The sequence below is a fragment of the Falsiroseomonas sp. HW251 genome (assembly GCF_050563545.1).
Lineage (GTDB): Bacteria > Pseudomonadota > Alphaproteobacteria > Acetobacterales > Acetobacteraceae > Falsiroseomonas.
In genome coordinates this window covers 138,040-163,556 of sequence record NZ_JBNXUM010000010.1, presented here as the reverse complement: position 1 = coordinate 163,556, position 25,517 = coordinate 138,040, and the positions used below count along the sequence as shown (strand labels likewise).

The 25,517-nt window shown below is 70.3% G+C and carries 23 protein-coding genes; 3 read left to right on the top strand and 20 right to left on the bottom strand.

Going from position 1 to position 25,517, the window contains the following annotated elements:
* Positions 1 to 33: 33 nt before the first annotated feature.
* Positions 34 to 1,038: an LLM class flavin-dependent oxidoreductase gene (locus ACLF3M_RS14285; RefSeq protein ID WP_430657668.1), complete on the bottom strand. Its 1,005-nt coding sequence runs from the start codon at positions 1,036 to 1,038 to the stop codon at positions 34 to 36.
* Positions 1,039 to 1,193: 155 nt separating this feature from the next.
* Between ACLF3M_RS14285 and ACLF3M_RS14280 the strand changes: the two genes are divergently transcribed.
* Positions 1,194 to 1,805, top strand: a complete 612-nt coding sequence (locus ACLF3M_RS14280) for a hypothetical protein (protein ID WP_430657608.1) — start codon at positions 1,194 to 1,196, stop codon at positions 1,803 to 1,805.
* A gap of 309 nt (positions 1,806 to 2,114) precedes the next feature.
* Here the strand turns inward: ACLF3M_RS14280 and ACLF3M_RS14275 are convergent, their stop codons facing one another.
* Positions 2,115 to 2,693 (bottom strand): TetR/AcrR family transcriptional regulator, encoded by a 579-nt coding sequence (locus ACLF3M_RS14275; RefSeq protein ID WP_430657607.1) that lies wholly within the window; start codon positions 2,691 to 2,693, stop codon positions 2,115 to 2,117.
* Positions 2,694 to 2,808: 115 nt separating this feature from the next.
* Here ACLF3M_RS14275 and ACLF3M_RS14270 point away from each other — a divergent pair, with 115 nt between their 5' ends.
* Positions 2,809 to 4,029 carry an efflux RND transporter periplasmic adaptor subunit gene (locus ACLF3M_RS14270; protein WP_430657606.1) on the top strand — a complete coding sequence of 407 codons (1,221 nt, stop codon included), beginning with the start codon at positions 2,809 to 2,811 and terminating at the stop codon, positions 4,027 to 4,029.
* 30 nt (positions 4,030 to 4,059) lie between these two features.
* Complete coding sequence (locus ACLF3M_RS14265) at positions 4,060 to 7,221, top strand: efflux RND transporter permease subunit (RefSeq protein WP_430657604.1); 3,162 nt, start codon at positions 4,060 to 4,062, stop codon at positions 7,219 to 7,221.
* Positions 7,222 to 7,269: 48 nt separating this feature from the next.
* Here ACLF3M_RS14265 and ACLF3M_RS14260 read toward each other — a convergent pair whose 3' ends face one another.
* The 18 genes from ACLF3M_RS14260 to ACLF3M_RS14175 all read right to left on the bottom strand — a co-directional run bounded on the left by ACLF3M_RS14260 (position 7,270) and on the right by ACLF3M_RS14175 (position 25,516).
* Complete coding sequence (locus tag ACLF3M_RS14260; RefSeq protein ID WP_430657603.1) at positions 7,270 to 9,249, bottom strand: ASKHA domain-containing protein; 1,980 nt, start codon at positions 9,247 to 9,249, stop codon at positions 7,270 to 7,272.
* Complete coding sequence (locus ACLF3M_RS14255) at positions 9,246 to 9,542, bottom strand: virulence factor (RefSeq protein WP_430657602.1); 297 nt, start codon at positions 9,540 to 9,542, stop codon at positions 9,246 to 9,248. Before ACLF3M_RS14255 ends, ACLF3M_RS14260 begins: the two co-directional genes overlap by 4 nt.
* Positions 9,543 to 10,124, bottom strand: a complete 582-nt coding sequence (locus ACLF3M_RS14250; RefSeq protein ID WP_430657601.1) for a DUF1638 domain-containing protein — start codon at positions 10,122 to 10,124, stop codon at positions 9,543 to 9,545.
* Positions 10,121 to 10,816: a corrinoid protein gene (locus ACLF3M_RS14245; RefSeq protein WP_430657600.1), complete on the bottom strand. Its 696-nt coding sequence runs from the start codon at positions 10,814 to 10,816 to the stop codon at positions 10,121 to 10,123. The genes ACLF3M_RS14250 and ACLF3M_RS14245 overlap by 4 nt, the downstream gene beginning before the upstream one ends.
* Positions 10,817 to 10,881: 65 nt before the next feature.
* Positions 10,882 to 11,694: a phosphate/phosphite/phosphonate ABC transporter substrate-binding protein gene (locus tag ACLF3M_RS14240; protein WP_430657599.1), complete on the bottom strand. Its 813-nt coding sequence runs from the start codon at positions 11,692 to 11,694 to the stop codon at positions 10,882 to 10,884.
* A complete protein-coding gene (locus ACLF3M_RS14235; RefSeq protein WP_430657598.1) occupies positions 11,691 to 12,710 on the bottom strand; it encodes an ornithine cyclodeaminase family protein in 1,020 nt (339 codons plus the stop codon). The genes ACLF3M_RS14240 and ACLF3M_RS14235 overlap by 4 nt, the downstream gene beginning before the upstream one ends.
* A 4-nt stretch (positions 12,711 to 12,714) precedes the next feature.
* Positions 12,715 to 13,887, bottom strand: a complete 1,173-nt coding sequence (locus tag ACLF3M_RS14230; protein WP_430657597.1) for a mandelate racemase/muconate lactonizing enzyme family protein — start codon at positions 13,885 to 13,887, stop codon at positions 12,715 to 12,717.
* Positions 13,884 to 14,864, bottom strand: coding sequence for an Ldh family oxidoreductase (locus ACLF3M_RS14225; protein ID WP_430657596.1), 981 nt, complete (start codon positions 14,862 to 14,864; stop codon positions 13,884 to 13,886). Before ACLF3M_RS14225 ends, ACLF3M_RS14230 begins: the two co-directional genes overlap by 4 nt.
* On the bottom strand, positions 14,861 to 15,811 hold the full coding sequence (locus tag ACLF3M_RS14220; protein WP_430657595.1) for an oligopeptide/dipeptide ABC transporter ATP-binding protein: 951 nt from the start codon (positions 15,809 to 15,811) through the stop codon (positions 14,861 to 14,863). The genes ACLF3M_RS14225 and ACLF3M_RS14220 overlap by 4 nt, the downstream gene beginning before the upstream one ends.
* Positions 15,808 to 16,782 (bottom strand): ABC transporter ATP-binding protein, encoded by a 975-nt coding sequence (locus ACLF3M_RS14215; protein ID WP_430657594.1) that lies wholly within the window; start codon positions 16,780 to 16,782, stop codon positions 15,808 to 15,810. Before ACLF3M_RS14215 ends, ACLF3M_RS14220 begins: the two co-directional genes overlap by 4 nt.
* A 3-nt stretch (positions 16,783 to 16,785) precedes the next feature.
* Positions 16,786 to 17,640, bottom strand: coding sequence for an ABC transporter permease (locus ACLF3M_RS14210; RefSeq protein ID WP_430657593.1), 855 nt, complete (start codon positions 17,638 to 17,640; stop codon positions 16,786 to 16,788).
* The gene (locus ACLF3M_RS14205) at positions 17,637 to 18,599 is read right to left on the bottom strand and encodes an ABC transporter permease (RefSeq protein ID WP_430657592.1); all 963 of its coding nucleotides are present in this window, start codon (positions 18,597 to 18,599) and stop codon (positions 17,637 to 17,639) included. The genes ACLF3M_RS14210 and ACLF3M_RS14205 overlap by 4 nt, the downstream gene beginning before the upstream one ends.
* A gap of 3 nt (positions 18,600 to 18,602) precedes the next feature.
* Positions 18,603 to 20,156, bottom strand: coding sequence for an ABC transporter substrate-binding protein (locus tag ACLF3M_RS14200; protein ID WP_430657591.1), 1,554 nt, complete (start codon positions 20,154 to 20,156; stop codon positions 18,603 to 18,605).
* A gap of 70 nt (positions 20,157 to 20,226) precedes the next feature.
* Positions 20,227 to 20,403 (bottom strand): hypothetical protein, encoded by a 177-nt coding sequence (locus ACLF3M_RS14195; RefSeq protein WP_430657590.1) that lies wholly within the window; start codon positions 20,401 to 20,403, stop codon positions 20,227 to 20,229.
* Positions 20,400 to 21,920 carry a trimethylamine methyltransferase family protein gene (locus ACLF3M_RS14190; protein WP_430657589.1) on the bottom strand — a complete coding sequence of 507 codons (1,521 nt, stop codon included), beginning with the start codon at positions 21,918 to 21,920 and terminating at the stop codon, positions 20,400 to 20,402. Before ACLF3M_RS14190 ends, ACLF3M_RS14195 begins: the two co-directional genes overlap by 4 nt.
* Positions 21,917 to 22,909: a betaine--homocysteine S-methyltransferase gene (gene bmt / locus ACLF3M_RS14185; RefSeq protein ID WP_430657588.1), complete on the bottom strand. Its 993-nt coding sequence runs from the start codon at positions 22,907 to 22,909 to the stop codon at positions 21,917 to 21,919. The genes ACLF3M_RS14190 and bmt overlap by 4 nt, the downstream gene beginning before the upstream one ends.
* The gene (locus ACLF3M_RS14180; protein ID WP_430657587.1) at positions 22,887 to 23,102 is read right to left on the bottom strand and encodes a DUF1289 domain-containing protein; all 216 of its coding nucleotides are present in this window, start codon (positions 23,100 to 23,102) and stop codon (positions 22,887 to 22,889) included. The genes bmt and ACLF3M_RS14180 overlap by 23 nt, the downstream gene beginning before the upstream one ends.
* Entirely contained in the window at positions 23,099 to 25,516 is a 2,418-nt protein-coding gene (locus tag ACLF3M_RS14175; protein WP_430657586.1) for a GcvT family protein, read from the bottom strand. The genes ACLF3M_RS14180 and ACLF3M_RS14175 overlap by 4 nt, the downstream gene beginning before the upstream one ends.
* Position 25,517 lies beyond the last annotated feature (1 nt).

Here is a 25,517-nt window from a genome sequence, read left to right as displayed (position 1 = left end):
CGGTCGCTTCCCGCGTTGGACTGGTGGATGCCGCTACGCTGCCGATGCGGCCGCGGAGGCGTGGGCGTCGGCAAGGATCTCGAAGGACCGCAGGCGGGCAGCATGGTCATGGATCTGCGCGGTGACCATCAACTCGTCCGTGCCCGTGCGTGCGACGAAATCCGCCAGCCCCCGCCGCACCGTTTCCGGCGCGCCGACAACCGAACAGGCCAGTGCATGATCGAGCATGGCGCGGGCATGAGGGTCCAGTTGCGCGTCGAGTCCATCCACGGGGGGCGGCAGCTTCCCCGGCCGCCCACGGCGCAGATTCAGGAAGGCCTGCTGCAAGGAGGAGAAGAGGCGCCGCGCCTCGATATCCGTCTCCGCCGCGAACACATTCAGGCCGAGCATGACGTAAGGTGCCGCGAGCCGCTCCGACGGGCGGAAGCGCTCACGGTACAGAGCGATGGCCTGCATCATCTGTGCAGGGGCGAAATGCGAGGCGAAGGCGTAGGGGAGCCCGAGATGGGCCGCCAGCTGCGCGCCGAAGGTGCTCGATCCCAGGATCCAGACCTCGACGTCCTCGCCCGCGCCCGGGACCGCCTGCAAGGCCTGGCCGGGCTCGGCAGGCTGGAAGTAGGCGAGAAGCTCGAGGACATCCTGTGGGAACTCGTCCGCATCGGCAGCCGGGTTCCTGCGCAGGGCGCGAGCGGCAATCTGGTCGGTGCCAGGTGCGCGACCCAGCCCGAGGTCCACGCGGGCTGGATGCAGCGCGGCGAGCGTCCCGAACTGCTCGGCGACGACCAGCGGGGCGTGGTTCGGCAGCATGATGCCGCCCGCGCCGATGCGGATGCGCTGCGTTGCGGCTGCGACGTGGGCCAGGGCGACCGCGGTCGCGGCGCTGGCGATACCGGGCATGTTGTGGTGCTCGGCCATCCAGAAGCGCCGATACCCGAACGCTTCAGCGTGCCTTGCGAGATCGAGCGAGTTGCGCAGCGCCTGGCCGGTGTGGCTGCCTTCGGGCACCGGGGAGAGGTCGAGAACGGAAAGGGGGATCATCCCCTGCATATGGGTAGGTCGCGTCCATGCGGAAACCCGCGGGAGGACGGATGCCGGCGAGTGTGACTCTTCGCGCCGATGTCGAGCCGCGGCGCCATTGATCTGTCTCGCCCTGAAGCGCAACCTCGGCGCATCAACGCGGGGAGGATCGACCGATGGAGGAGACGCATGTCTTTCCAGGTACCGTCGAGTGGTCGGGCGAGAACCCGGGCATCTCGCTGAAGGAAACGCCGGACGGGCCCTTCACGACCCTCGCATCGTTCTTTCGCGTGGTGCTCTCGCCGCATGGACGCGGCCACGCCTTGGTGCTCATGCAGTCGCCCCAGGACGCGACCCCTGGGGCCGGCCGCGCCAATCTCTGCATCACCGACAACGAGCCGTTGGCGCGCTGGCTGGTTTCCGATTTCGTTTCGCATTTCGGCGCCTGGCGGGGTCTGCCAGGGCTGCAGGCGCTTCAGTATCGCCACCTGGACAGCGTTGCGTCGGATGGCGACGCGATCGCCCGCTACGCTGAGACGGTGAGCGCCGGCGAGCTGACGGTCAGATTGGAGTGGTCCGGCCTCGGGAAGCCCTTCTGCTTTGCGCTGCCGCCCGCTCGATCCGCGACAGGGCGACACCACATGCCGAGCCTGTTCGTGGGCTGTGATGCCGCTGCGGTCACCGTCAATGGGCAGCGGCGGCCTGGCATGCCTGTGCCACGCGAGATCGCGGGTCATCGCATCTCGACGGCCATGCTGGCTTTCTCCGAGACGTGGATCCGGGCCTAGCACGGGGGCGCGCGTCCCGCCCGTTCCAAGTCGTCGCAGGTTACCGCGACGCCGCGCATAGGGCGGGCCATCGTTTCCCCGAAGGGGCTACCGCTACTGATGTGCTGTTCGTGTCAGCGGACAGGCTCGCCGGTGTGACGCCTGTCATACGCGAAACACGAACACCCGGAGATCGGCATCGTCGCGAAACATGCGCGTGCCATGCTCCGCGGCATCATGAACACGCCTCACACCATCCAGGCACACTCATGGTCGTCGTGGCCATCGGCCGCGAGCCGCTCTCCGAAAGCGCGAGGTTGCGCTGCGGCGCTACTCCAGCGCGTCCCGCAACGCGCGCTCCGCAGCGTTCCGCAACACCTCGGCCGCCCGGGCGCCGCCCAGATAGGACAGCGTGGCCCAGGCGCCGTCCATCAGCATGGCAAGCGTGTCGGCGAGAAGCTCGGGATCCGCCGCCCCTGCCTCGCCGGCCAGTCCCGCGATGGACGCGCGTGCCCGCCCCTTGAACTCCGCGACGAGGCGGTGCGTCGGGTGGGTCGGGTCCGGGAACTCCGCCTGCGCCAGCAGCATCGGGCAGCCACGGTAATCCGGCACCTGCAGCCGCTCCGCGATCGCCGCGATCAGCGCCCGCAACTTGCCGGCCGCGTCCGTCGCCCCGCGGGTCACCTCCGCGAACCACTCGTCGTAGCAGGCGGCATCGTCGCAGAGCACCGCGGCGACCAGCGCATCCTTGCTGGGATAGGTCCGGTAGAGGCTCATCTTCGTCGCGTCGGCGACGCGGCAGACCTCCTCCACGCCGGTCGCGCGGATCCCCTGCCGGTAGAACAGTTCCTTGGCGGCGGATTGGATGCGATCCGCCGCCTTCGGCTTGCCGGCCGTCGCGCTGGCCATGTGAGCGTGTCTCCTTCGGCCACCGGAAAAACAGATAGCTCAACTCGATCCCTTGATGATACTGACCGGTCGCTTACGTTGTGACGAACCGGTCGGTATCATCTGGCCCTGGAGAATGGCAATGGTCCCCCCCGATTTCAAGACGCCGAACGGCGCAAGTCCTTGGCTGGCCGTGCTGAATCCCACCCGATCTCGCGCCGCGATCCTGCGCGTGGCGGCGGTGGCGGCCCTAATGGCGGGCACCGCCGCGCCTCAGCCCGCCGCCGCCCAGGGTGGGCCCGCGCCCACCGTGACTGCCGCCGCCCCGCTCTCCCGCGAGGTGACGCTGTGGGACGAGCACACGGCCCGCATCGAGCCTTCCGCCCGGGTCGAGATCCGCCCCCGCGTCTCCGGCCAGGTGGAGCAGGTCCATTTCCGTGATGGTGCGCTCGTCCGCGCGGGCGACCTGCTCTTCACCCTCGACCAGCGTCCATTCCGCATCGCGGTGGACAGCGCCCGGGCCGAGTTGGCGCGCGCCGAGGCCCGGCTCACCCTGGCCGAGCAGCAGGTGCAGCGATACGCGCCGCTGACCGCGCAGCGCATCGCGCCGGAGTCCGAGATGGACACGCGCCGGAGCGCGCTGCGCGAGGCGCAGGCCGGCCTCGCCGCGGCGCAGGCTGCGCTCCGCCAGGCCGAGCTCGACCTAGAGTTCAGCGAGATCCGTGCACCGCGGCCGGGACGCGTCAGCGACCGAAGGGCGGATGCCGGCAACCTCGTGCGGGCCGGCGAGACGCTGCTGACGACGCTAGTCGCGCTCGATGCGGTCTACGCCACCTTCGACGCCAGCGAGGCACAGTACCTCCGCTACGCCCGTGCGGCTCGCGGCGGCATGCGCGGAGCGGGCGGCGAGGGCGGCATGACCGTTCAGCTCAGGCTGCTCGACGAGACGGAGTTCGCGCATGAGGGACGGCTGGACTTCGTGGACAGCACCTTCGATGCGCGCAGCGGCACCATTCGCGGCCGCGCCATCGTGCCGAATCCCGATCTCTTCCTGACGCCGGGCAGCTTTGCGCGGCTCCGCCTCTTTGCTGGCAGCAGCCCGGCCTTGATGGTGCCGGATGCGGCGATCCTGGCGGACCAGTCCGGCCGCATGGTGCTGACCGTCGCGCCCGACGGCACGGTCGCGCCACGCCCCGTGCAACTCGGCCCGCTGGTGGATGGGATGCGCGTGGTCCGCACCGGCCTGACGCCGGAGGACCGCGTGATCATCGGCGGCCTGCACCGCGCCCGCCCTGGTACCCGCGTCACTGCCGAGCAGGGCCGCATCGGCCCGAGCCCTCTCGCTTCAGCCCAGTAGCGCGTCAACGCAACCGGAAAGCATCGTGCCATGCGCCTCGCGCGCTTCTTCATCGACCGCCCGGTCTTCGCCGCCGTGCTCTCCATCGCGATCACGCTGCTCGGCGCCATCGCGGCGATGCGCCTGCCGATCGCCGAATATCCGGACATCGCTCCGCCGACCGTGCAGGTGACGGCGCTCTATCCCGGCGCTTCGGCCGAGACGATCGCGCAGACGGTCGCGGGGCCGATCGAGCAGGAGGTGAACGGGGTGGACGGGATGCTCTACCTGTCCTCCCAGTCCACCGGCGACGGGCGCGTCACCGTCAGCATCGTCTTCCGCCAGGGCACCGACGTGGACCAGGCGCAAGTGCTGGTGCAGAACCGCGTCGCTGTTGCGGAGCCGCGCCTGCCGGAGGAGGTGCGGCGCCTCGGCATCACCGTGAAGAAGGCCTCGCCAGACCTCTTGATGGTGGTGCACCTGACGTCGCCCGACGGCAGCCGCAGCCCGGAGTACGTCTCCAACTTCGCGACGCTGAACATCAAGGACAGGCTGTCGCGGCTGAACGGCGTGGGTGACGCGATCATGTTCGGCGCGCGCGACTACGCGATGCGCGTCTGGCTGGACCCCGACCGGCTCGCGGCCCGGGGGCTCGCCGCCGGCGACGTGGTGGACGCCCTGCGGCGGGTCAACGTGCAGGTCGCGGCCGGCGCAATCGGCCAGGCGCCGCGCGCGGTGGAGGCCGGTGCCTTCGAGATCAGCCTCCAGGCCCAGGGCCGCCTGACCTCGCCCGAGCAGTTCGACGAGCAGGTGGTCGGCACCGGCGCGAACGGCGCGCCCATTCGCCTGCGCGACGTCGCGCGAACCGAGATCGGCGCCGCCGACTACACGGTCAATGCCCTCCTGAACAACCAGAACGCGATCGCCATCGGCATCTTCCAGCGTCCCGGGACGAATGCGCTTGCCACCGCGGCGGCCGTGCGCCGGACGATGGAGGAGGCCGCGCCCGGCTTCCCCGCCGGCATCGGCTATAGCGTCGTCTATGACACCACGCGCTTCATCGCGCAGAACATGGAAGCGGTGCTGACCACCTTCGCCGAGGCCGTGCTGCTGGTAGTGCTGGTCGTCGTGCTGTTCCTGCAGAACTGGCGCGCCGCCATCATCCCGTTGCTCGCCATTCCCGTCTCCATCATTGGCACCTTCGGCGTGCTTCTGGCCTTCGGTTTCACGCTGAACTCGCTCACGCTCTTCGGCCTGATCCTGGCGATCGGCATCGTGGTGGACGACGCGATCGTCGTGGTCGAGAACGTCGAGCGCCACATGGCCGAGGGGCTCTCGCCGCTCGAGGCGGCACGGCGCACCATGGACGAGGTCGGCTTCGCGCTGATCGCCATCGCCCTCGTGCTCGTCGCCGTCTTCCTGCCGACCGCCTTCATCAGCGGCATCTCCGGCGACTTCTACCGGCAGTTCGCGGCGACCATCTCGGTCGCGACCGTCCTCTCGGCGCTGGTGTCGCTGACCCTCTCGCCCGCCCTGGCCGCGCGGCTGCTGAAGCCGCACGGCCACGACGTGCCGCGCCGCCGGCTGCTGGCGCCGGTCGGCCTGTTCTTCCGTGGCTTCAACTGGCTGTTCGAGCGGCTCTCGCGGGGCTACGGGACTCTGACGCGGCGTCTTGTCCGGCTGCCGGTTCTGGTGCTGCTGCTCTATGGCGGCGTGCTTGCCGCCACAGGTCACAGCGTGCTGACGACGCCGACCGGCCTCATCCCGCAGCTCGACCGCGGCTACTTCATCGCTGCCTTCCAGCTTCCGCCCGGCTCCAACCTCAGCCGGACGGATGCGGTGGTGCGCCGCGCCTCGGACGCCATCCTGGCCACGCCCGGCGTCGAAAGCGCCGTTGCATTCGTAGGCTTCGACGGCGCCACCTTTACCAACGCGCCGAACACCGGCGTGGTCTTCGCGAGCCTCAAGCCGTTCCAGGAGCGCGCGCGGCTAGGCCTGACCGGCAATGGCATCCTGCGCGAGCTGCAGGGGCGGCTGATGGCCGACCAGGACGCGCAGGTGCTGGTCCTGCCGCCGCCGCCAGTGCCCGGCATCGGCACCGGCGGCGGATTCAAGCTGATGATCCAGGATCGTGCCGGCCGCGGTCCGCAGGAGCTGGAGCGCGCGGTCTGGCAGGTGCTCGGCGCTGCCAACGGCACGCCCGGCATCGCCTTCGCCTTCAGCCTCTACAACACCTCGACGCCGCAGATCCGGACCGAGATCGACCGCACCCGGGCGGAGATGCTGGGCGTGCCGATCTCCCGCGTGCACGACGCGCTCGGCATCTACATGGGCTCGGCCTTCGTGAACGACTTCAACCTGCTCGGCCGCACCTGGCGCGTCACGGCACAGGCCGACATGAACCACCGCGCCGACCTCGAGAACCTGGCGCGGCTGCGCACCCGCACCGACGCGGGCGCGATGGTGCCGCTTGGCAGCATCGCCACGTTCCAGGAGACCTCCGGCCCCTACCGCATGCCGCGCTACAACCTGTTCCCGGCCGCCGAGGTACAGGGATCGGCACTGCCGGGGGTTTCCACGGGCCAGGCGATCGCCGCGATGGAGCAGGTGCTGCGCACCAGCCTGCCGGAGGGCTTCGGCTACGAGTGGACCGAGCTCGCGCTGCAGGAGCGGATTGCCGGCAACACGGCGCCGCTCGCCTTCGGGCTCGCGGTCGTCTTTGTCTTCCTTGTCCTGGCGGCGATGTACGAGAGCTGGCTGCTGCCGCTCGCCGTCGTGCTGATCGCCCCGGCCGCGGTGCTCGCGGCGCTGCTCGGCGTCGGGTATTCGGGGCTCGACAACAACGTGCTGGTGCAGGTCGGGCTGGTGGTGTTGATCGGCCTTGCCGCCAAGAATGCGATCCTCATCGTCGAGTTCGCCCGGGCGGCGGAAGACGCCGGCGCTTCGAGGTGGGAGGCGGCGGCTGCGGCAGCGCGGACGCGACTTCGCCCGATCCTGATGACGAGCCTTGCCTTCATCCTCGGCGTCCTGCCTCTCACCGTTGCGACCGGCGCAGGCGCGGAGATGCGGCAGAGCCTCGGCGTCGCGGTGTTCTACGGCATGATCGGCGTGACGCTCCTCGGTCTGCTCTTCACGCCGGTGTTCTACGTCGTGGCACGTCGTCTGTCGCGCCGCCCGAGCCGCGCAGGGCAACTCGGCACGGCGGACGCCTGATCGACGTCCGCCGACTGCGCGACCATCGCGTCGCCCTCGCGGCGCGGCTCACCGGCGGCCACGGCGGCGGGGCGCCTCGGCACGGGCCGGCAGCGCGACGTGTTGCGACAGGCGCGGATAGGGGTCGGTCGCGTGCGGAATTGCCATGGCAGCGACGAACTCCGTCTGGAAATCAGGGTCGATTGCCGGCTCGACCTTCTCGATGCGGCGGACGACGTCCTGCAGCTCGCGGCGCGCCGCGGCATTCAGCAGCGCGATGCGCGCCCCGTGGCCCGCCGCGTTCCCGACCGACATGATCGCCTCCGGCGCGCAGTCCGGCACCAGCCCGAGCACCAGCGCATGCGTCGGATCGATATGTGCTCCGAAGGCGCCGGCAAGCCGGATGCGGGGCACCTCGGTGACACCAAGCCGCTTCATCAGCAGCTTGGCGCCGGCATGCAGCGCGGCCTTGGCGAGCTGGATGGCCCGCACATCGTGCTGGGTGACCGCGATTCGCGGGCCGTCCTCGCGGATCAGGTAGGTGAAGCTGCGGTACTCCTCGCGCACGCGCCAGCTACGCGCGGCGAGCGAGCCGTCGAGGCTGCCGTCGCTGCGCAGGATGCCGGCCAGGTGCATCTGCGCCACCGCCTCGATGATGCCAGACCCGCAGATGCCGGTGACGCCGCTGCGCGCCACCGCTTCCTCGAAGCCGGGCTGGTCGGACCAGGGATCGCAGCCGATGACTTTGAAGCGCGGCTCTAGCGTGGCGGGGTCGATGCGGATCCGCTCGATCGCGCCAGGCGCGGCGCGCTGGCCTGCGCTGATCTGTGCGCCTTCGAAGGCCGGCCCGGTCGGGGAGGAACAGGCCAGCAGCCGGTCGCGATTGCCCAGCACGATTTCCGCGTTGGTGCCGACATCCACCAGCATCGTCAGTTCGTCCGAGCGGTGCGGCGCTTCCGACAGCACCAGCGCCGCGGCGTCGGCGCCGACATGGCCGGCAATGCAGGGCAGCACATGCACGAAAGGGCCGGGCGCGATGACAAGGCCCAGATCGCGCGCCGGCACATCCAGCGCGTCGTCCACCGCCAGCGCGAAGGGTGCGGCGCCGAGCTCCACGGGATCGATGCCGAGGAGCAAGTGGTGCATCACGGGGTTGCCGGCGACGACAACCTCAGCGATGCGATCGGGCGCGATGCCGGCGCGTGCGGCGAGGTTGGCGATCAGCTCCGACAGCGCCTCGCGCGCGGCCCGGGTCAGCGCCGCCGCGCCGCCCGGGTTCATCATGGCGTAGGAGACCCGGCTCATCAGGTCCTCGCCGAAGCGGATCTGCGGGTTCATCGCGCCGGCTGAGGCCAGCACCTCGCCGGTCGCGAGGTCGCAGAGGTGCGCGGCGATGGTGGTGGAGCCGAGATCGACCGCAACGCCCTGCACGGCATCGACGAAGCCCGGATAGACAGCCACGACGTCACGCCGGTGCCGGACCGCCACCGTCACCGCCCAGTCGCCCTCCCGCAGCGCGCGCTGCAGCGTGCCGAGCACGGGCAGCGGCAGCGCAAGCTCCGTAAGCCCCCATTCCGCGGCGAGCGCTTCCTGCAGGCGGCGCGCATCGCTGCGGGGGTCGTGCATGTCAGGCCTGGCGACCGCGACGTGGTGCAGCGTGACAACGGGATCGAGCTCGACGGGCCGCGCATCGGCGGTCTTGGCGATGACCTGGCGATGGACCTGCTGCTCCGGCGGGACATCCACCACGACGTCGCCCGACAGGCGCGCCTGGCAGCCGAGGCGGCGGCCGGGAACGAGCTTGCCGCGTGCCGCCAGCCGCGCCTCTGCCGCGTCCTGCGGCGTCACGTGGTCGGCGCGGCTTGTGATGCCGTGCTTCAGGTGCTCGCCGGGCTGCAGCACGACCTGGCAGCGGCCGCAGATGCCGCGCCCGCCGCAGACGCTGTCGAGGTCCACGCCGAGCGCGCGCGCAGCCTGCAGCAGCGTCGTGCCCTCGGCGAAACGGCCGCGTTTGCCGGACGGCGTGAAGACGACGGCGTGATCGGTCACGCGACGCCGCCGGCTTGGACGAGCGCGGCCAGGCGCTCGGCATCGTATTCCGCCTCGATCCGCCCGGCGGCGTCCGCCACCGCGGAGTCGAGGTCCTCGCCGCAAGGCCCGAGCGGCGTGCGTGTCCAGCCCGCGAGATAGGCCGTTTCGTCACGCGCACCGCCGCGCATGGCGGCGCGGTCGATCGCCTCGGCGAAGCGCGGCGCCAGTTCGCGCCGCGCGCTGCGCCGTCCGTCGCGGGCGAGGAGCTGCGCCGGGATGCCGCGCCAGGCGATCAGCAGAAGCTCCGGCATTCAGGCCGCCAGGAACCGCGACAGCCCCGCGAGGCCGGTCTCGCGCGTGACGAGCGGCAGGCGCAGCCGCTCCGCCGCGGCCGCCGCCTTCGCGCGCACGGCCGGGTCATCCTGCTGCACGAGGTGCACGGCGCGAGTGTAATGGCCGAAGATCTCGGGCAGCAATTCGGGGTGGCGGTCGAGACCGAGACCGCGCCAGACCAGCCGGTCGAAATGCCGCGCGAGGTAGTCGGTCAGGAAGAAGCTGCCGATCTCCTCCTTCATTAGCGCGTCGAAGGTGGCCTCGCCGGCGTAGAAGGCGTAGCAATGCGGGCCTTCGATCCGCTCCACCCCTTCCTCGGCCAGCACCGCATCCAGCGCGCCCCCCGTGCCGCAATCGCCGTAGAGGACGAGGATGCGGTCATGCGTGCGCCGGCCCACGGCGATGCGCGCGCGCACGGCCTCGGGGATGCGGTCGGGCCGGTTGTGCAGGATAGCGGGCAGGCATTCGATGTCGAACGGCAAGCCGTTCGCCGCGACCACGGCCTTCACTTCGCGCGCCAGCGCGCCGCATGCGATCAGCAGCGTGCGTGGGGGCGTCACGCCGCCTTGCTCGGCGGTGCGCCCTGGGTCAGGAAGCGCTGCGCCGTCTCCACCGCAACCGCGGCGTCGCGGCAATAGGCATCCGCGCCGATCGCCTCGGCGAAGCTCTCGTTTACCGGGGCGCCGCCGACCAGGACGATGACGTCGTTGCGGATTCCCTTGGCCTTCAGCGCCTCGATCACCGTCTTCATGTAGGGCATGGTCGTGGTCAGCAGCGCCGACATGCCGAGGATATCCGGCCTGTGGTTCTCGATCGCGTCGAGGAAGGTCTCGACGGAGGTGTTGATGCCGAGATCCACGACCTCGAGCCCCGCGCCTTCCATCATCATCGCGACGAGATTCTTGCCGATGTCGTGTATGTCGCCCTTCACGGTCCCGATGACCATCTTGCCGAGCTTCGGCGCGCCAGTCTCAGCCAGAAGGGGCCGCAGGATCGCCATGCCGGCCTTCATGGCGTTCGCTGCCATCAGCACTTCCGGCACGAAGAGGATGCCGTCGCGGAAGTCCTCGCCGACGATGCGCATGCCCTCGACCAGCGCCTTCGTCAGTACGTCATAGGGCGTCCAGCCGCGGGCGAGCAGGAGGTTCACGCCTTCCTCGATCTCCGGCTTCAGGCCGTCGTAGAGATCCTGGTGCATTTGCGTGACGAGCTCATCGTCGGGCAGGTCGGCGAGGATGATCTCCTCGGGCATGCTCTCAACCCCGGGGTGTGGTCGCGCCGTTCCATGTAGGACGCCGCCGCCCCGCTGTCATCCGCTCAGGCGGGCAGGGGGTAGCCGGCGGCCACCGCTTCCCGGTCCCAGGCCAGGGTGGTGGCGAAGCTCGCCTGGTCCACCGGGGCGAAACCCGCGACCAGCAGCGCCTCCCCCAGCTTCGGGAACCAGGGGCGGGAGACTGCCGCCGCGAAGGCCTCGCGCAGCCTCGCGACCGCGTCGGGCGGCAGGCCGGGCGCGGCGACGAACGCCGGCATGGGCGCGAGGTCGGTCGCTTCCAGCACCCGGATGCCCGAGGTCAGTTCGGGCCGGTAGCGCGCGATGAGGGCATGCCAGAAGGCATCCAGCGGCCCGATGTCGATGCTGCCGTCCAGCACGGAATCCAGGATGCGGCGCGCCGTGACCAGGTCGCCCTTCGCTTCGGCATAGAGCGGTCCGCCCCGCGCTCGCCAATGCGGCAGCAGGTGGTGCCGCAGCGCGTTGAAGCCGGAATGCGAGTGGCTGACGGTCCAGCCCACGCGATGCCCGAAGCTGTCCTCCAGCGTCCGGAACGGGCTGTCCGCCCGCACGATCAGGTCGGAGCGATAGACCGCCCGCCCGCCAGCCCAGGGCAGCGCCGGGATTGGCGCGGCCAGCGGCACGACATCGGCGATGCGCAGCGCGATGGGGTAGCCGCACATCTGCACGCAGCCCAGGTCCGGCCGGCGCCAGAGATCCTCGAGCGGCTGCGGCGCGGGGTAGGGGAGGTAGCCGAGCGCCACCTCCGCCTCGGCCGCCACATGCGCGATCAGCGCCTGCCAGGCGGCTTCCGCCTCCGGCGCCACCGCATACATCCGGGCATTCGCGATGAAGGTCATGCAAATCGCAGCCGCTGGCCAATGCCGAGCTTCTCGCCCTTCTTCAGCATCGCGTGCCCCAGCGCGATGTCGGACAGCGACAGGCCGCGGTGCCAGAACAGGATCGTCTCGTCGTCGCGTTCGCGGCCGGGCTTCAGGCCCGCCACGACCTGGCCGATCTCCGCGTGGTAGCGCCCGGGATGCAGCTTGCCCGCGTCGAAGAGCGGCTTGAGCGCGCCGAAGCGCCCCGCCCGCGCCTGGCCGAAATGGTCCATCAGGAACTTGTCCGCGATGTCGGCGAGCGAGACTTCCACCGCGCTCATCGTGCCATAGGGCATGACCAGCGCGCCCTTCCTGATCCATTCGGTCTTCAGCAGTGGCTCGGGCTCCGTCAGGCGCGACGCCTCGACCACGATATCCGCGCCGCGGATGCAGCTTTCCCAGTCGTCGGTGACGACGATCTTCTTCCCGAGGTCGCGTTCCAGCTTGGCGCCGAAGGCATCCCGGCTTTCCCTACGGCGGGAATGGACGCGGATCTCGTCGAAGTCGAAGATCCGGTCCATCAGCCGCACGTTCCAGTACGCCGTGCCGCGCGCGCCGATATGGCCCAGCACCTTCGCCCCCTTCGGCGCCAGGTACTTCGCACCGATTGCAGTCACCGCGCCGGTGCGCATGTCCGTGATGGCGGAGGCATCGATGATCGCCTTCGGCACGCCCTTGAAGCGGTCGAACAGCAGCAGCAGCGCAAGCTCGCTCGGCAGCTTGTGCAGGTAGTTGTCGTAGAAGTCGGAGACGACCTTGACGCCCGCGCTGTCCACCTCCCCGCCCAGGCTGCCGCGCAGCACGTTGAAATGTCCGCGCGCGACACCGGGCTCGAGGTGCATGCGCGGCTCGATCACGGCCTCGCCCCGGCCCTGGGTCGCGAGCTGCTCCTCGACCGCCGCCATGATCTCGTCGTCGGAGATCTTCAACGCCTCGATGTCGAAGCGGTTGAGATACGTGAAGTACAGCGGCGGCATGTCGTCGTGTTCGTGCATCTCGTCACCTCAACGGCAGCCGGCGGAAGACGCCCGGCCGGTCGGGATCGCGGAACTTGTCGTAGGGGCCCTGTTCCAGGAAGAGCCGGTGGCAATGCGCGAGCCTGTCCTTTGACAGCGTCACGCCGAGGCCCGGCCCCTGCGGCACCGGAACCAGGTTGCCTTGGGGGCGGAAGGGCCCTTCTTCGATCACGTCGAGTGGCTGCATGCGGAAGAGCGACTGGCTGGGCTCGCGGATATGCGGCAGCGCGGCAGCCAGGTGCAGATAGGCCGCGCTCGCGATCCCGGAATCGCCGGAGTAGCACCAGAAGTCGAGGTTCATCGCCTCGCAGGCGCCGACGAAGCGCAGCGCACGGCCGAGGCCGCCATGCACGTTCACGTCCGTGCAGAAGGCGTCGGGGACGCCGAGCGCAACAGCGCGCCTGATGTCGGGCGTGTGGACGGAAAACGGGATCGCGGTATGGCGGCGAAGCTGCGCCATCTCCTCGAAGCTAGCGACCGGGTCTTCCCAGCAGCGGATGTCGAGCCGCTCGATCGCGCGGGCGATACGCCGCGCCTCGGTCAGGGAATAGGCTTTGTTGCTGTCCACGCGCAGCACGGCATCAGGGCCCAGCGCCTCGCGGAGCAGCTCCAGCACGCGGATCGAGGGCGCGGGATCGGCGGTGGAGAGCTTGCCCTCGAACATCGTCGTACCGTGGGCTTCGTGCAGCGCCAGGCAGTAGTCGCGCACCTGCTCCGGCATGCTCTCGCCGCCCTCGCGAAAGGCGAAGTAGTCGGTGAAGGGAATGGCGGTGCGATGCGCGCCGCCGAGCAGCCGGTAGAGCGGCTGGCCCCATGCCTTGCCCCTGATGTCCCACAGCGCCATCTCGACGGCGCCAAAGGCGCGGATGGCGGCGAGGTCCACGTCCGTCGTGCCCACCCCGCGCCAGCTCGGCAGGCAGAGCTCCTCGGCGCCCTGAATGTCGAAGGGATCGCGGCCGACCAGGCGCGGTGCGATGGCCTTCTCGACGGTCGCGACATTGCCGGGCGAAGGACCCTCGCCGAGCCCGGTGATCCCCTCATCCGTCTCGACCTCGACAATGGTCTTGGAGAAGCCGGCGAGCGCGCCGTAGCTCCAGAGGTAGGGCAGCTCGAGCGGGATGTTGACGGGCGTCGCCCGGATCGCCGTGATCTTCATGCCAGGGCCTCGATGCGCGCGAGCAGGTCTGGCGGCACCGCGATACCCTGCGCCGCCGCGGCGGCCCGAGCGGCGAGCCGCCGGTCGCCGGGCAGGCGCACGCCCGCTTCCTCCGTGATGGCCGCGGCCAGCGTCGCCAGGCGATCCGCGAAGCCCGGCGCGAAGGCAGCGGGATCGCAGGCCAGGAAGAACTGCCCGACGCCGGGCGGAGGCCCCTCCGCGACGGCATAGGGCTGCACCTCGCGTGACAGCGCCGCGCCGGTCAGCACGGCGGCGAAGAGCTCCACGAGAAGCGCGACATTGGCGCCCTTGGCGCCGCCGAAGGGCAACATCGCGCCGCCCATCGCGGCCCTGGCGTCGGTCGTCGGGCGGCCTTCCGCGTCCAGCGCCCAATCCGGTGGGATCGGCTCCTCGGCGGCCGCCCGCGCGGCGAGCGCGACCTTCGTCACGACGGTCGTCGCCATGTCCACCACTATCGGCGCGGGATCGCGCGGGATGGCGAATGCGATGGGGTTGGTGCCGAACTGCTTCCGCCGCCCGCCCCAGACCGCCATGTTTGGCGGCGAGTTCGTCATCGCCAGCGCTACCAGCCCACGGCCGGCGATGTCCTCCACGGGATGGCCGAGCACGCCGATGGAATAGCTGCGGGCAATCGCCATGGCGGCGACGCCGTTGGCACGCGCGGCGGCGACAAGCGCGGCTAGGCCGGTATCGAAGGCGGGATGCGCGAAGCCATGCGCGGCGTCCACCTGCACGACACCTGGCCGTGGCCGTTCGACGACCGGTCGCGCATCGCCGCGGACCTTGCCGCTGCGGAGATGCGCGAGATAGGTGGGGAGGTAGCCAAGGCCGACAGGGCCGATGCCGTCCTCCTCCGCGCGGCGGACGGATCGCGCGACGGGCGCGGCCTGGTGCGGCGTGGCGCCGGCCTGGGTCAGCGCGCGCAGCGCGAGCGCCTCGATCGCGTCCGGCGTCACGACGAAAGCGCCAGCACGAAGGGGAAATGGCAGCGGGCGGAACGGCCGGGCTCGACCTCTGCCAGACCGGGCGCTTCCTTGGCGCAGCGGGGCTGCGCGACCGGGCAGCGCGTGTGGAAGCGGCAGCCAGAGGGCGGCGCCAGCATGCTCGGGATCTCGCCCTGCAGCACGATGCGGCCGCGCGGCCGCGCGGCTTGGACGCTCGGGTTGGTCGAGAGCAGCGCGGCCGTGTAGGGATGCGCGGGCCGGCGGAACAGCGCGGCGCTCGGTGCCTCCTCCACGATCTGGCCGAGATACATCACTGCCGTCCGCTCCGTGATGCGGCGCACGACGTTCAGGTTGTGGCTCACGATGAGATAGGTCAGGCCAAATTCCCGCTGCAGGTCGAGCATCAGGTTCAGCAGATCTCCCTGCACGGAGACGTCGAGACCCGCGGTCGGCTCGTCTGCCACGATCAACTCGGGCTGCATGACCAGCGCTCGCGCCACGCCGACACGGCGCGCCTGGCCGCCGGATACCTGGTGGGGATACTTGCCCCTGATGTCCTCGGGCAGGCCGAGCCGGCGCAGGATGGCCGACAGCCGCGGGCGGCCTTCGGCCATCGGCAGGCCGTGGATGCGCAGCGGCTCCTCCAGCGCGGCGCCGAGCGTCATGCGCGGGCTGAGCGAGGCGACGGCGTCCTGCAGCAGCATCTGCACGCGCCGCCGGAAGGCCCGCGCGCCGCGGGTGAGGTGGGCGGCCACATCCTGGCCCTCGAACACCACGCGGCCGGAGGCGACCGGCGCCAGGCCGAGCAGCGCGCGGCAGAGCGTGGTCTTGCCCGACCCGGATTCGCCGACGAGCCCGGTGATTGCGCCGCGCGCGACGTCGAGCGTGACGTCGTCCATCGCGCGTACCCGCCCGTAGGCCACGCTCGCCCGCTCGAACTGCACCAGCGGAGCGGTCACGGCAGCGTCTCCGCGAAGTGGCAGGCGGAGCGGCGTTGCGGCGCGATCTCCCGCGCGGCGGGCACTTCGGCGCGGCAGTGATCGCGTACGAATTCGCAGCGAGGGGCGAAGATGCAGCCTGGCGGCGGCTGCACGGGATCCGGGACCTCGCCGGGGATGGATACCAAGCGTCCTTCGTCGCCATCCTCAATCTCGCACGCCAGCAGCGCGCGCGTATAGGGATGGCGCGGACCGTCCAGCACCGAGCCGACTGGCCCCGTCTCCACCACCGTGCCGCCATACATCACACAGAGATCGTCGCAGAGCTGCGCGACGAGACCGAGATGGTGGGAGATGAAGACGATGCTGCCCGCGACCTCGCTCCGCAGCGCATCCAGCAGGGCCACGATCTGCGCCTCTACCGTGGCGTCCAGCGCGGTGGTGGGCTCGTCGGCCAGCAGCAGCTCGGGTCCCGCGAGCAGCGCCATCGCGATCATCACGCGCTGGCGCATGCCGCCCGAGAGCTGGTGGGGATAGGCTGTCAGACGGTCCCGAGCGTCGGGGATGGCGACCCGCGCTAGCATCGCCTCGGCGCGTGCCAGCGCCTCGCGGCGCGGCACGCCCGGCGCGCGGCGGCGGATCACGTCCACCAGATGCGTCCCGATGGTGAAGAGCGGGTTCAGCGCCGTCATCGGGTCCTGGAAGATCATGGCAATGCGCGTGCCGCGCAATCCGGCCATGGCGGCGTCGGTAAGGCCGAGCAGTTCCGTCCCCGCGAAATCCACCTGGCCGGACAGCCGCGTCACATTCGCCGGCAGCAGCCGCAGCAGGCAGCTTGCCAGCGACGATTTCCCGGACCCGGATTCGCCAACGATTCCCAGGATCCGCCCGCGCCCGATATCGAGGTCCACCCCCGACAGGATGCGCGCCGTCCCTCGCGCCGTCGCGGCTTCCAGCGTCAGGCCGCGGATGGAGACCAGGGGCGCCGTCACTACTCAGCGCTCCTGCCGGATGCGCGGGTCCACCGCGTCGCGAAGCGCCTCGCCGAACAGGGTGAAGCCGAGGGTGGCGAGCGCCAGTGCGGCGGAGGAGACGACGACGGGAATCGCGCTGTCCGAGAGGAACTGGTAGCCGTCCTGGATCAGCACGCCCCAGCTCGCCAGCGGCGGCCGCACACCGAGGCCGAGGAAGGACAGCCCCGCCTCGATCGCGATGACGACGGGGATGTCCATCGACGCCAGCACGATCAGCGGGCCCAGGATGTTCGGCAGGATGTGATGCCATACGATGCGCGGGAAGCCCGCGCCCAGGATGCGCTCCGCTTCCAGGAAGGGGGCGGATTTCAGCGCCAGCACCTGGGCGCGCGCGATGCGGCCGAAATGCGGGGTCAGCGTGATGCCGACGATGATGACGACCATGAGGGTGGAAGGCCCGAACACCGCCACGATCGCCAGCGCCAGCACCAGCGAGGGAAAGGAGGAGATGACGTCGAAGACGATCAGCACCAGCCGCTCGCCCTGCGCCGGCAGCCAGGCCGCGAGGATGCCGAGCGGCGTGCCCACCGCAAGCGCCAGCGCAATGGCGCTGAGGGCGACGGCCATCGCGACCGTCGCGCCATGCACAAGCCGGGAAAAGAGGTCGCGGCCCAGATGGTCGGTGCCGAGCCAATGATCTGCCGACGGTCCCGCGAAGCGGTTCATCACGTCTAGCCCATCGGGATCATGCGTCGCGACCCAGGGCGCGAAGGTCGCGGCGACCATCACCAGCAGCACGATCGCCCCACCGAATCCGCCCGGCAGCGTGCCGCAGACCCGCCGCAGCACCAGGCCGATGGAACGCAGCGTCCTCACCGTGCGGTGTCGCGTCGCATGCGCGGGTCGATCGCGGAATAGGAGAGGTCCACCAGCAGGTTCACCAGTACGAACAGCACCACCACCACCAGCACCGCGCCCTGAACCACGGGGAAGTTGCGGATCGAAATGGCGTCGTAGATCAGCCGGCCGAGCCCCGGCCGCGCGAAGACGATCTCCACCAGCACCGCCCCGCCCAGCAGCCGCCCGATGCCGAGGCCGAGCAGCGCGATGGTAGGGATGCAGGCGTTCTTCAGCGCGTACTTGTACGTCACCAGGCTTTCGCTGATGCCGTAGGCGCGCAGCGTGCGGATATATGGCTCGCCCATCACCTCCAGCATGGAACTCCGCACCAGCCGCGCGATGAATCCGACCCAGCCGAGCGCGAGTGCCGCGGTCGGCAGCACCAGCCGCTTCGCCTGGTCCCAGAGGTCGTCCGTGTTCCCCGCACCGAGCACCGGCAGCCAATCCAGCCAGATCGAGAAGACCAGCAGCAGCATGATCGCGACGACGAAGCTCGGCACGGCGATGAAGGCGACGGAGACGAAGGCCAGGAGGTTGTCCGCCGGGCTGCCGCGATGCGTCGCCGCGAAGATGCCGAGCGGCACGCCAGTTAGCACCGCCAGCCCGATCGAGGCGAAGGTCAGGATGAAGGTGTAGGGGATGACCGCCAGCACCATCCCTGCAACCGACCGGCCCGACAGCACGTCGACGCCAAGATTGCCCGCCAGCACGTTGCGGAAGAACAGCCAGAAGCGCTCAGGCAGTGGGCGGTCCAGCCCCATCTCGCTGATGAAGCGCCGTGCATATTCGGGCGTCGCCTGCGGCCCCAGCAGCGTCGCCGCGGGGTCGCCCGGCACCAGCGCGGAGAGCGCGAAGAGCAGCAGCATCGCCCCCAGCACGATCAGCACCGAGGTGACGAGACGGCTCGCGAGGTAGCGGGCCGTCCCGCGATCCACGGGTCAGGCCGCCGTGAAGCCGTCGTACTGCCAGTCCAGCCAGCCCGGCACCGAAGCCGGGCGGAGCCAGGACCGGTGCGCGACGAAGGAGACGTTGTTGGTCAGCCAGACGAAGGCGGCCGAGCGGTCCATGATCTGCTGCGCCTCGATCACCATCGCACGCCGACGCGCGGGATCGAGTTCCGCCGCGGATTGCTCGAACAGGCGGTCGAATTCGGGGCTGGCGAAGCGCTGCCAGTTCCAGGTGCCGATCTGGCTGGTCACGAACCACTGCATGACGAAGTTCGGGTCGAGCTTGCCGTTGAACACCGTCATGTACATCTCGATGTCGCGGCCGGCGTCGCCGCGGCCGGCCGACCAGAAGCCGCCGCCGTCGCGCGCATCGACCTCCACTGTGACGCCGACCTCCTGCAGCAGCGCCCGCGCGACCAGCGCCATGTTCTGGAAGGCCGGCTGGTTCAGCACCAGCAGCTTGACGCGGGGATTGCGCACGCCGGCCTCGGCCAGCAGGCGGCGCGCCTCCGCGACATTGCGGCGATAGACCGGCGCATCCGGCCAGTTGCCAAGGATCGGCGCGGGCACCAGCGCGTTCAGCCGCGGCGCCTTGCCGTTGTAGCCCGCGATCAGCATCTGGTCGACGTCGAGGCCGAGCCGGATCGCCTGTCGTACGCGCAGGTCGTTGAGCGGCGCCTTTTCCATGTTCATGCCGAGCCAGATGTATTGCAGGCCCGGCTGTTCGCTCACCGTCAGGCCCTGCACGCCGCGCAGAGGCTCGGCGTTGGTGGGCGGCAGGATCGCAAAATCGAGCTCGCCGGCGCGCAGCGCGAGTTCCGTCGCGCGGTGGTCGGGAATGAAGCGCACCGCGACCTCCTGGAAGGCCGGCTTTGTGCCGGCATAGGCCGGGTTGGCGCGCAGCGTCGCGCCGCGCTGGCGCTCCAGCGACGCGACCGTGTAGGGGCCCGATCCCACGGGCTTCGTGTTGTGCTCGACGCCGCGCCCCTCGACCGCGCGCTTGCTGGCGATGCAGCCCGACACGTCGCCGATCGCGATCGCCATAAGCCCGGCATTGGGACGCGCCAGCACGATGCGGCCGGTGTACTGGCCCGTGACCTCCACGCGCTCCAGCCCCGCCCAGTCGCCACGATAAGGCGAGGGGCGAGCACCGCCGGCGGGGTCCAGCCCGATACGCTCGATGGAGAACTTGACGTCCTCGGCCGTCATCTCGCCGAAGCCGTCGGTGAACATCTGGCCGGGCTTGAGGCGGAAATCGATCAGCGTCGGCGAGGTCTGCGTGAGCTCCGCCGCGGCATCCAGCTCCAGCTCGCCGGAGTTGCTCTTGTGCCTGGCCAGGCGCTGGTAGACGACGCGGCAGATGTTCCCGTCATGCGGGCCGGTGCGGAAGCCGGGGTCGACGACCTCGGGGTCGCGCTCAACGCGCACGGCGATGTTGGGGCGGGGGCCCGACTGGGCCTCGGCCCTGAAGGCGGGCATGGCGCCCGCGGCGCCGATCGCGACGGTGCCGGCCAGCAGATGGCGGCGGCGGATCTCGGTGCTCATGTCCCTCGTCTCCCGCATTGTCCCTGTCCTGGTATCGAAACCCAGGCCCGCCGCGTGGGCAAGCGCGAAGTCAGGCGAAGCGGTCCAGCACCTCGGCGACGGCCTCCACATCCGGCCCAGGCTCGCGATCCTCCGTCCGCGGTGGGAGCCGGGCGCGGATCGCCGCGTGCAACGGCGCCGTGTCGCCGCGCGCGGCACGTGCCACGTCCGCGATCGCCAGCCGGTCCTGCCCGAGGCGGAACGTCACCCGCCGAGCTCGTCACGCCGTTTCGCGACATGGTCGTCGATCGCTTCCTTCACCGCGGGATCGAGCGGCGGCGCCTCGTAGCCCGCGAGCATGCGTATCCAGATCTCCGCCGCGCGCTGCGTCGCGTCCTTGGCACCGGCGTCGCGCCAGTTCTCGAAATTCGACCAGTCCGACAGCATCGGCCGCCAGAACGCGGTCTCGTAGCGCGCGAGCGTGTGCGGGCTGCCGAAGAAATGTCCGCCCGGCGGCGTTGCGAGGATGGCGTCCACTGCCAGGTCGTCGTCGGTGAAGGCGACGGGCTTCAGCATCGCAGCCCAGGCGCGCAGCATCTCGGCGTCGATGATGACCTTCTCGAAGCTGGCGGCGAGCCCGCCTTCCAGCCATCCCGCGGCGTGGTTGATGAGGTGGGAATGGCTCATCACGCTGGCCCAGAGCGAGAAGCCTGTCTCATAGGCCGCCTGCGCATCCGCGGCCGGCGAGGCGCAGACCGCCGAGGACCGGTAGGGGATGCGCAGGGCGCGCGCGATCTGCGCGCCGCCGAGCGTGGCGTGCACGTATTCCGGCGTGCCGAAGGCCGGCGAGCCCGTGCGCATGTCGACGTTCGAGGTGAAGCCGCCGAGCACGCAGGGGCAGCCCGGCCGTATGATCTGCGCGAGCGCGATGATGCCCATCGCCTCGGCCGTCTGCTGCGCCAGCGCGCCCGGGAGCGTCACCGGCGCCATCGCGCCCATGAGCGTGAACGGCGTGATGACGATGGCCTGGCCGTGCTCGGCCAGCAGCATGATGTTGTCCAGGATCTCCTCGTCCACGCGGCGCGGCGAGTTTACGTTGGTCACTGTCATCAGCGTCGGGCGACCGGCCAGGCCTTCCGGCGTCGTGCCGTGCTCGATCGCCGACATCGCCAGCGCGTCCCTGGCCTGCACCAGCCCGACGCCGCGCGCGGCCCAAACGATGTCGCTGCATTCGACATGCGCGCGGTACATCTCGAGGTGGCGCAACGGCACCGGGATGTCCGTGGGCTCCGTCACCACGCCGCCCTGCCAGTGCAGCACGCCAAGCGCATGCGTCACCTTCAGGATGGAGCGGAAATCCTCGAGCGTGCCGTAGCGCCGCCCTCCCGCGAGGTCCGTGACATGCGGCGTGCCGTTGACCGGGCCGAAATTGACGACGCGCCCGCCGACATGCAGGTCGCGCGCGGGGTTGCGCGCGTGCAGGACGAAGTTCTCCGGCGCCTTGGCGCAGAGATCGCGGGCCAGCGCGCGGTCCAGCCGCACCATCTGCGTCGCGTCGTCCACCGCGGCGCCGTGTTTCCGGTAGATCTCCCGCGCACGCGCGGAGCGGATCTCGAGGCCGCCTTCCTCCAGGATGCGCGCGGCGGCGTCGAGGACCCTCTGAAGCTGCTCCGCGTCGAACAGCTCGACCGGCGCCCAGGGCACCTCCAGCCGGGGCAGGGGGGCCGTGCTGGCGGCAGCGCGGTTGCGCGCGGGGCGTTCGCGCCGGCGTGGCGTGTCGCTCATGCGCTTCTCCTGCGGCTGGCGCGGCGTTCCGCGCCTGCGGTCGGCGGCGGCTGCGCCAGAGGGCCGAGGGCTTCGATGATCGCGGCAATCGCCGGCCGCGGGCCCGTCGCGTGCGCATCGAGAGCCCGGCGCATCGCCGCGAGGTGCGCGGGCGTCGTGCCACAGCAGCCGCCGACGATCCGCGCACCGGCGTCCATCGCGAGATGCGCGTAGACCTCCATGATCTCCGGCGTGCCGGAATAGATCACGCTGTCGCCCAGCACGACGGGGATGCCGGCATTGGCTTTGGCGATCACGGGGACGGCGGGCTCGTCGCCGGCGATGCCGAGGACGGAGACCACGAGGTCCGCCGCGCCCACGCCGCAATTGGCACCGATCGCCAGCGGCTGCGTCGGCAGCGTCGCCGCGAAGCTCGCGAAGGCGTCCGGCATCAGCCCCATCATGGTGCGGCCGGCGGTGTCGAAGCTCGCGGTCAGTGTCCAGGGCAGGCGGGCCTGCGCCGCGGCGGCGGCAGCGGCGCGCATCTCCTCCGGCGCCGACATCGTCTCGATCCAGGCGACGTCGGCGCCGCCCTCGCAAAGCCCGGCGATCTGTTCCGCGAAGACCTCGGTCGCCTCGCCCTCGGTCAGCGGCCCCAGCGGGGCGAGCAGGTCACCGGTCGGGCCGACCGAGCCTGCGACGACCACGGGCCGGCCGGCCGCATCCGCGACCTCGCGCGCGATCTCTGCGGCGCGACGGTTCAGTTCGCGCGTGCGGTGCTGCAGGCCGTGCAGCGCCAGGCGCCGTGCATTCCCGCCGAAGCTGTTGGTCAGGATGATGTCCGCGCCAGCCTCCACGAACGCGCGGTGCAGCGCGGCGATGCGGTCGGGATGGCTATCGAGCCAAAGTTCCGGCGCCTCGCCATTCGCGAGCCCCATGGCGAAGAGGTTCGTCCCCGTCGCGCCATCCGCCAGCAGGACGGGCACCTCAGCCAGACGTCGCGCGAGCACGCCTGGCCTCCCTCCGACCGTCGCGCGTCACCATGCTTGCGAGCCGCGCCGGCAGTTGCGCGACCAGCGTCGTCTGCTCCGCATCCGTCATCGTCAGCCAGGCGCCGATCTCGCCACCCGTGCGGCCGCAGCCGATGCACCAGCCCGTGACGGCGTCCAGCACGCAGACCTTGTTGCAGGGGCTTTCGATCATGCGCGCAGCCGCAGCCCGTCGGGGTCGTGCAGCGGCTTCGCGGTGATCACGGCGCGGCATTCCTTGCCCAGGATGTCGATACGGAATTCGGCGCTATCCTCCGCCAGGTTACGCGGGACATAGCCGCAGGCGAGGCTCTTGCCGACCCAGTGACCGTATCCGCCGGAGGTGACGTGCCCCACAGGCTTGCCATCCTTCAGCACGACTTCGTAGCCCACGACATCGGCATGGGGCGCGTCCACGACAAAGGTGACGAATTGCCGCGCCGCACCCTTCTCGCGCTCCGCCAGCACCGCGGCACGGCCGGTGAAATCGACGTTCTTGCCGAAATCCACGAAGGCATCGAGGCCGGTTTCGCCGGGCGTGTAGTCCGGGCGGAAATCCTTGTTGAAGCTACCGTAGTTCTTCTCGAGCCGCAGCGAGGAGATGGCACGGCCGCCATACAGCGTCAGCGCATGCTCCTCGCCGGCCGCCATCAGATCCTCGAAGAGCTGGAGCTGGTAGTCCGGCGTCACCCAGATCTCGTAGCCGAGTTCCCCGGTGAAGCCGCAGCGCTGCACCAGAGCGGGCGACATCCCGACCGCCATCTCCTTCACCGCGAAGAACTTGAAAACGTCCTTCGACACGTCGGCGTCCGCGACCTTCGACAGCACGTCGCGCGCGCGCGGGCCCGACAGCGCGAGGCCCGTCAGCGTCGAGCAGACACTGCGGACCTGCACATCGTCGGGCGGCGACTGCATCCAGAACCAGCGCATGTGGAAGGCCTCGGCGAAGCCGGAGCCGACGATGAGGTAGCGGTCCTCTGCGATGCAGGCGATGGACAGGTCGCCCATGATGCGGCCGGCATCGTTGAGCATCGGCGCGATCGCCATGCGGCCTGGCCTGGGGATGCGGCAGGCGAAGACGCGATCGAGCCAGCGGCGCGCGCCGCGACCCGTCACCTCGTACTTGCCGTAGTTCGAGGTCTCGTAGAGCCCGACGCCGGTCCGCACCGCATGGCATTCCGCGCGCACATGCGGGAAGGCGTTGGAGCGGCGATAGGTCGGCTCCTCCACGGGCTCGACGCCCGGGGGCGCGAACCACAGCGCGTTCTCCAGCCCGAAATTCGCGCCGAAAACCGCGCCGCGCGCTTTCAGCCGGTCGTAGACCGGCGTGCGGCGAAAGGGCCGCGCGGCCGGCAATTCCTCGTTCGGATAGGCCAGGCGGAAACGCCGGCGGTAGTTCTCCTCCGTCTTGATGCGGGTGTAGCGGGGCGTGGCGAAGATCCCGAAGCGCGCCGCGTCCATCGCCAGCACATCCTGGCCGGGATCGCCGCGGTCCATCCAGCGCGACAGCACGAGCCCGATGCCGCCGCCCTGGCTGAACCCCGCCATCACGCCGCAGGCCAGCCAGTAGCCCGGCAGTCCCTTCACCGGCCCGACCAGCGGATTGCCGTCGGGCGCGAAGGTGAAGGGCCCGTTGATCACCTTCTTCAGCCCGACCTTCGCGAGCGCGGGAAAATGCCGGAAGCCGCGTTCCAGCTCAGGCGAAATGCGCTCGAGGTCGTTGGGCAGGAGCTGGCTGTGGAAGTCGTCCGGCGTGCCGTGCTCGGCCCAGGCGACGGCGGCCTGCTCATAGGTGCCGAGCAGCGCGCCCTGGCCTTCCTGGCGGAGATAGATCTCGCCGGTGAAGTCGCTGGTGTTGATGATCTCGCGATCGCGGCCCGCGAGTTCCGGCAGCGCGTCGGTGACGATGTAGTGGTGCTCATAGGCCAGCAGCGGGATGGTCAGGCCGACCATCTTCCCGACCTCTCGCGCCCAGAGGCCGCCGGCGTTCACGACGTGATCCGCGACGATCCTGCCCTTGTCTGTCGTCACCTCCCACCCGCCTTCTGCGCGCGGGGTCAACGACGTGACCTTGGTGTGGCGCTGCACCTCCGCGCCCAGCGCGCGGGCGGCGGCGACATAGGCCTGGGTCACCAGCCAGGGATCGACATGGCCCCCATCCTCGCGCCACAGAGCGCCCTTGAAGAATTCCTCGGCGATCAGCGGGTTGTTCTTCCTGGCTTCCGCGATGGAGATCAGCTCGGTCTGCATGCCGAGGTAGCGCGCGCGGCTGTGGATCAGCTTGAGGAAATCCATCTGCCCGTCGCTGGCCGCGAGGTAGAAGCCGCCATTGTGGTGGATGCCGCAGGACTGGCCCGTCGCAGCTTCCAACTCGCGATACAGGTCGAAGGTGTATTTCTGCAGCCGCGAGACATTGGCGTCGGAGTTCAGCGTCGTCACGCCGCCCGCGGCATGCCAAGTGGAGCCGGAAGTCAGCTCGTTCTTGTCGAGCAGCAGCAGGTCCCGCCAGCCGATCTTCGCGAGGTGATACAGCACGGAGCAGCCGACGACGCCGCCCCCGATGATAACGGCGCGGGCATGGGTTCGCATG